The organism is Planctomycetia bacterium, assembly GCA_016795155.1.
Taxonomy (GTDB): Bacteria; Planctomycetota; Planctomycetia; order Gemmatales; family HRBIN36; genus JAEUIE01.
The window spans coordinates 1-5,874 of the sequence record JAEUIE010000037.1 but is presented as its reverse complement, the minus strand read 5'-3'; the positions used below and the strand labels follow the sequence as shown (position 1 = coordinate 5,874).

The following is a 5,874-nucleotide window of genomic DNA, read 5'->3' as shown; positions in this document are numbered from 1 at the left end:
CTGTGCATAAACGTGACTCTGTCAATCATAACTTCCATCGATTGCATTTGAAGTTCCTGGGGCAGTATGGCTAATTGCCAGAGTTCCCCTTCGGAAGTTTGGCCACGTCCCAACAACGGACCTCGCCCTCGCTATTTGTAGACACTAGTGTCTTGCCGTCTCTCGTAAAGGCTACGGACAGCACGTACCCGCGCTGGTCTGGAACGTCACAACGCAATCTTCCCGTCGCCTTGTTCCAAAGAGCTAATTCGCCGCCTTCGCTGCCCGCCGCTACGGTTGTACCGTCTGGGCTGAAGGCTATGCACAACACCCTAAACTCGTACCGGATGAACTGGAGGTTGCTGGCGGCCTCCACATCCCAGAGGCGAACGTGGTGGGGCGTGTCCTTCTTAATGCGAACTAAGCGGCCGCCGCATCCCGCCGCTAACGTCTTCCCGTCCGGGGAGAATGCAAGACAATCGACACCGCCGGCTTCAAGCGTGGAATGAAGTTTCCCCGATGACACATCCCAGAATCGCACATCGCCGATGCTCGGAAACGTTTGTGTAGCGACGGCCAACAATTTGCCGTCGGAAGAGAACGCCAAAGTCCGCATTGGACCTCGGTTCGGTTCTAGAGTAGCAATGGGCTTACTGGTCGCTAAATCCCATATCTGCGCGACCCCAAGCTTGCTTCCCGGTTTGGGGCCGTCATTGCTCCAGCCGATCGCTAATGTTTTCCCGTCAGGAGAGAACGCCACACTCCGAAGTGGGAATTTGCTTTCGCTGAATGTGGAGACTACTTTGCCCGTAAGCAGATCAACTAGCCTTACCGAGTGGTTATCGATCACAGCCAAGCACTTACCTTCAGGCGATAAAGCGATGGCCTGGCCCGCGAATTGCGGAAATTCTCGTTGTTTGCCCGTGCTAAGATCCCACACCTTCACGGTAGTGTCGCCGACAAGTTTTCCGTCATTTTCGAGGCGTTCACCACCCAGAGTGATCAAAGATTTGTCATCCGATGTGATGAGGACCGTGCGTGTCATGCCAGTGTGCGCTTTGAATTTCAAACGTGGTTGGATCTCATGTGCCGAAAGACCAGGCACGGCCACGACGCAGGTCCAGGCAATGATTAAAGGATATAAAGCCTGCTTCATAAATGGTGTCTCGCGGTAGAAACCGAACTCTTAGCATTCTATCGCTAATCTCTTGTTCGCCATGTCTCTGTCTCCTGGTGCGTGCTGGCATCACCATGATGTTGCTTACGCAGGATGACAGTTAGAGCATGACGGGGGAAAGGGAGGAGGATTCAGGAGGAATATAATCCCAAATTCCCTCAGAAAAAAAACTATCATTGACGCTTGCCAGCCTCTATTCTCGCTAGTTGAGTTGGAGGCATGCCATGACAGAAGAAACGCTGTTTGATTTAGCCCGCAAAACGCCTGAAGCGGAACGAGAGGCCCTGCTGGACCGTGCCTGTGAGGGCAAGCCGGAATTGCGGGCACGGGTAGAAGCTTTGTTGCAAGCAGATGCAGGCTCGTCACCGCTTTCCAACTCACCACTAGCCATGCAGGCGACTACCGGTCTGGAAGGTACGGTCAACTTCACTTCTGCCGATACGGCTGTCGGCACCTTCATTGCGGGCAAGTACAAGCTGCTCGAATCCATCGGCGAAGGAGGCATGGGAACTGTTTATGTAGCCGAGCAGACCGTACCTGTGAAACGCAAGGTAGCCGTGAAGCTCATCAAGGCGGGCATGGACTCCAAGAGTGTGCTGGCACGGTTTGAAGCAGAACGGCAGGCTCTGGCCATGATGGATCATCCCAACATTGCTAAGGTCTTGGATGCAGGTTTAACGGAGGAACGTCGGCCTTACTTCGTCATGGAATACATCAAGGGACTACCTCTGACAACGTACTGCGATGATGTCAAACTCACCATTGATGAACGTCTCCACCTGTTCGTGCAGATCTGTCAGGCGGTGCAGCATGCGCACCAGAAAGGGATCATCCACCGTGATCTGAAACCGGGCAACATCCTTGTTGCTCTTTACGATGGCAAGCCTGTTCCCAAGGTGATTGACTTTGGCCTGGCCAAGGCGCTGCATCATTCGTTGACGGAACGGACGTTGCACACCGGCCACGAAGTAGTGTTGGGCACGCCGCTTTACATGAGCCCCGAGCAGGCTGAACTGAACAACCTCGATATCGATACCCGTACTGACATTTATTCGTTGGGTGTCATCCTCTATGAACTGCTGACGGGTGTCACACCCCTGGAGAAGCAACGCTTCAAGCATGCTATCTGGGCCGAGGTGCTGCGTATCATCAAGGAGGAAGAGCCCAGTAAACCGAGCACGAAAGTAGGACAGACTGAAAGTCTACCGACCGTTGCAGCACAGAGGCAGATGGAACCTAAGAAGTTGTCATCACTCATGAAAGGCGATCTTGACTGGATCGTCATGAAGGCGCTGGAGAAGGATCGCAACCGTCGATACGAAACAGCGAATGGTTTTGCCGCCGATGTCATGCGGTACTTGTCGGGAGAGGCTGTAACAGCAGCTCCGCCCAGTGCAGCTTATCGCCTGAAAAAACTGGTGAGGCGGAACAAAGGGAATGTCCTGGCAGCGGGCCTGGTGCTGGCAGCACTGATCGCAGGAATCATTGGCACCTCCATCGGGTTGTACGAAGCAATGCGGCAGGAGTATTTGGCGCTGAACGCCGCCGAGAAAGAGAGGCAAGCGAAGGAACTCGCGGAGGAGAGGAGAAAGGAGGCCGAGACCAACCTGGCTTACGCCAAGAAGGGAAATGAACTCTTGGGGTCTGTGTTCAATGGATTGGATCCCAGGGTGAGCTACGGAACCGTCGGTGAATTCAGCGAGGCACTCAAGAAAAATCTGACCAAGGCGGTGACGGAACTCGAAGGCTCCGCCATCGGCGATCCGCTGGCCGTGGCAAAGATGCAGAACATCCTTGGTATCTCGATCTTTCGACTGGGGGATGCGAATCGGGCCATCGAATTGTTGGAGAAGTCCACTGCCATACAGAAGGCGCGTTTGGGTCCCAATCATCCAGAGACACTGGTCGCCATGACCAACCTGGCCCAAAGCTATGGCGCAGCGGGCCGTCTCAACGAATCGCTGACGCTGCTCGAAGATGTCCTCTCGCGAAAGAAGGCAACGTTGGGCTACGAACATCCAGAAACCGTTTACGGGATAGACAACTTGGCGCAAGGCTATGAGAGCGCTGGGCGACTCGACAAGGCGCTGCCATTGTTCGAGCAGGCGGTCGAACAGGCGAAGTCGACGTTAGGCCACGACCATGAGCACACCCTGAATGGTATACAGAACCTGGCCGTAGCATACCGAAAGGCCGGCAAGTTCGACAAGGCCTTGCCGCTGCTGAACGAGACGGTCAGGAAGAAGAAGATAACGATGGGCCCCGACCATTACGACACGCTCGACGCCATTAACAGTTTGTCAGTATGTCTCACTGAGGCCGGAAAACATCAAGAAGCCAAGCGACTGATCGAAGAGACTTATCTATTACAGAAGTCGAGGCTTGGAGCCGAGCATCCCCGAACCATTAACACTATGTCCAACCTGGCGATGAACTACGTCTTTGCCCAGCAGTTTGACAAGGCGTTTCCACTACTGGAGGAATCCCTTCGGCTGAAGCAGGCCCAGTTCGGACACGACCACCCCACTGTCCTCGAATCGAAGAGCAACCTGGCAGCAGCTTACATCGCCGCTGGGTCGTTCGAGAAGGCGCTACCGATTCTTGAGGAAACGTTTCGCTTGCAAAAAACGAAGCTGGGGCAAGACCATCCCAACACGCTCATCACCATGGGCCATCTCGCGAAAGCCTATGAGTCTGCCGGTCGACTCGACGAAGCCCTGCCGCTGCTCGAACGAGCTCTCAATTTACAAAAGGTGAAATTGGGTATCAATCATCCGGACACGCTGTTCATTATGGCCAATTTGGCGGGAGTTTACCAAAGTGCCGGACGCATCGACAAGGCCCGTATCCTGCTGGAAGAGTCGCTCCCTCTCAAGAAAACCAACCTGGGTTCCGACCACCCTAACACCCTTGGTGCCATGAACAATTTGGCAATGATCTACCGAGACAGCGGCGATCTTGACAAGGCGTTGCCTCTGGCGGAGCAAGCGTTTCACCTTCAGAAAGAAAAATTGGGTATTGACCACCCCAGCACGCTCGTCAGCATGAGTAATCTGGGGTTCACCCGGCTTTCCGCGGGCAAGTTCGCTGACGCAGAGCCACTGCTTCGCGAGTGCCTGTCGTTGCGAATGAAGCAGAAGCCCGACGCCTGGTCCACTTTCAACACTATGTCGCTGCTGGGTGGCGCGCTCCTTAGCCAGAAGAAGTATACCGAGGCTGAGCCGCTGCTCATGGAGGCCTACGCAGGGCTGAAGGCTCGCAAGTCAGTAATCCCCGCGGGCAGCCCACGCCTCCCCGAAGCTCTCGACCGCCTCATCCAACTCTACACTGAAACCAACAAGCCCGACGAAGTGAAGAAGTGGCAGGCGGAGAAAGAGAAACTACCAAAGCCAGCGCCAGCCAAGAAATGATCACGAGAGAAATCTCTTCCACATCTCCCTCTGCCTCCCCCAATCCATTTCCAGACAAATCGGCTGCAGATGCTTCAACTTAATTGGGTCATGTCCATTGATAGTCTTAGGCAGGAACAAAATCTCCTCCTGAATATCCGGTGCCAGGAGCAGAAGGTTCATAATCTGGCTGATGCGTGCCCGGCTGACATGTCCCAAGCGAGCCAATTCCGCATAGTCCTTGACCATGCCAGTTACCACCAAGCGTTCCAGATGATGTGCCAGCGCCATCAGCCGGGAGATACGTGGTATGCGACCTTCCGGCAGTGCAGGGGACCGCTTTCGGGTAGTCATCACCCGCTGGCCCTTGCGATGCGTTTCAAACGATACATTCCACGTCTTGGCAATCATGCAGCGTTCTCCGTGATGGTTTCAGTTAATAAGGATTCGAGGCCAGTCGGATGGAAGTGAATGGTCACTTGGCCCACCTTGCCATCGTAATCAATGCGGTCGATGAGAAGTTGCAGCAGCTTCTGCTTCTCAACGATATTCATGGCCTTCCAGAGTTCATCGAATCGGCCTAGCACCGTGGCCACGGATTCGGCGGTTATCGACCAATCGGCCAGCCGTTCCAGTTCATCGCGAATCTGGGCCAACCGTGGCGTTTCGTGGGCGATGCGTTCCTGCACTTCAGCCAATCGGCTGGTTACTAGAGTGTTGACTTCACCTGCTTTGACCTGGCTTATCAGATTTCTGGTTTCTTGCTGCCAGCGTTTCAGTTCACGTTCCAGTAGCGCCTGTTCTGACTTCAGGGTTTGCCGGTGTTCTTCATGATGCTGGTGGATAATCTGGAGAACTTCAGCTTGTAAAGCTGGATCGCTGCCAATGCCACGGATGCGTTCCAGGACAAACTGTTCCATCTGACTTGCGGGTACACTCTTGGAAGAACACTTCTCCCAACCCTGCTTCTGAGCTTTGGTGCAGGTGTAATATCGATACTGCACTTTGCCGTTCTTGCAGCAGTACGAGGGTGTCATGGCACATCCGCAGGGAACGCATCGCAGCAAACCTTTCAATATCGACCCATGGCGGTTCTTGATTTCCCGGCCACCATGGATGCCATTACGTTCCAGTTGAGTCTGCACCCGTTGCCAGAGAACTTCATCTATGATGGCTTCGTGTTCCCCTGCATAGACGTTGTCTTTGTGTCTTACCTGACCGAAGTACAGTGGATTGGTGAGCAGGTTCCATAAGCTGGTGCGGGTGAACTCCATGCCACCTTTGGCAATACCTTTGCGGGTGGTGTACAGCTTGTTCCGCCAGCCACGC

4 protein-coding genes are annotated in these 5,874 nt (G+C 54.2%); 1 reads left to right on the top strand and 3 read right to left on the bottom strand.

Translation table 11 applies throughout. From position 1 onward, the window contains the following. Positions 1-70: 70 nt before the first annotated feature. Positions 71-1,135, bottom strand: a complete 1,065-nt coding sequence (locus tag JNJ77_14255) for a WD40 repeat domain-containing protein (protein MBL8823747.1) — start codon at positions 1,133-1,135, stop codon at positions 71-73. Between the two features lie 245 nt (positions 1,136-1,380). Here JNJ77_14255 and JNJ77_14250 point away from each other — a divergent pair, with 245 nt between their 5' ends. Further along, positions 1,381-4,566, top strand: coding sequence for a tetratricopeptide repeat protein (locus JNJ77_14250; protein ID MBL8823746.1), 3,186 nt, complete (start codon positions 1,381-1,383; stop codon positions 4,564-4,566). On the opposite strand, the gene JNJ77_14245 is transcribed toward JNJ77_14250, so the two are convergent. Further along, positions 4,567-4,956, bottom strand: a complete 390-nt coding sequence (locus tag JNJ77_14245; GenBank protein ID MBL8823745.1) for a hypothetical protein — start codon at positions 4,954-4,956, stop codon at positions 4,567-4,569. Then, positions 4,953-5,874 (bottom strand): recombinase zinc beta ribbon domain-containing protein (locus JNJ77_14240; protein MBL8823744.1); only part of this gene is annotated, 922 nt, incomplete at its 5' end. The genes JNJ77_14245 and JNJ77_14240, both read right to left, overlap by 4 nt.

Coding starts and splice junctions, on each gene's coding strand:
- JNJ77_14255 (MBL8823747.1), bottom strand. CDS start 1,135: ATGAAGCAGGCTTTATATCCTTTAATCATTGCCTGGACCTGCGTCGTG.
- JNJ77_14245 (MBL8823745.1), bottom strand. CDS start 4,956: ATGATTGCCAAGACGTGGAATGTATCGTTTGAAACGCATCGCAAGGGC.
- JNJ77_14250 (MBL8823746.1), top strand. CDS start 1,381: ATGACAGAAGAAACGCTGTTTGATTTAGCCCGCAAAACGCCTGAAGCG.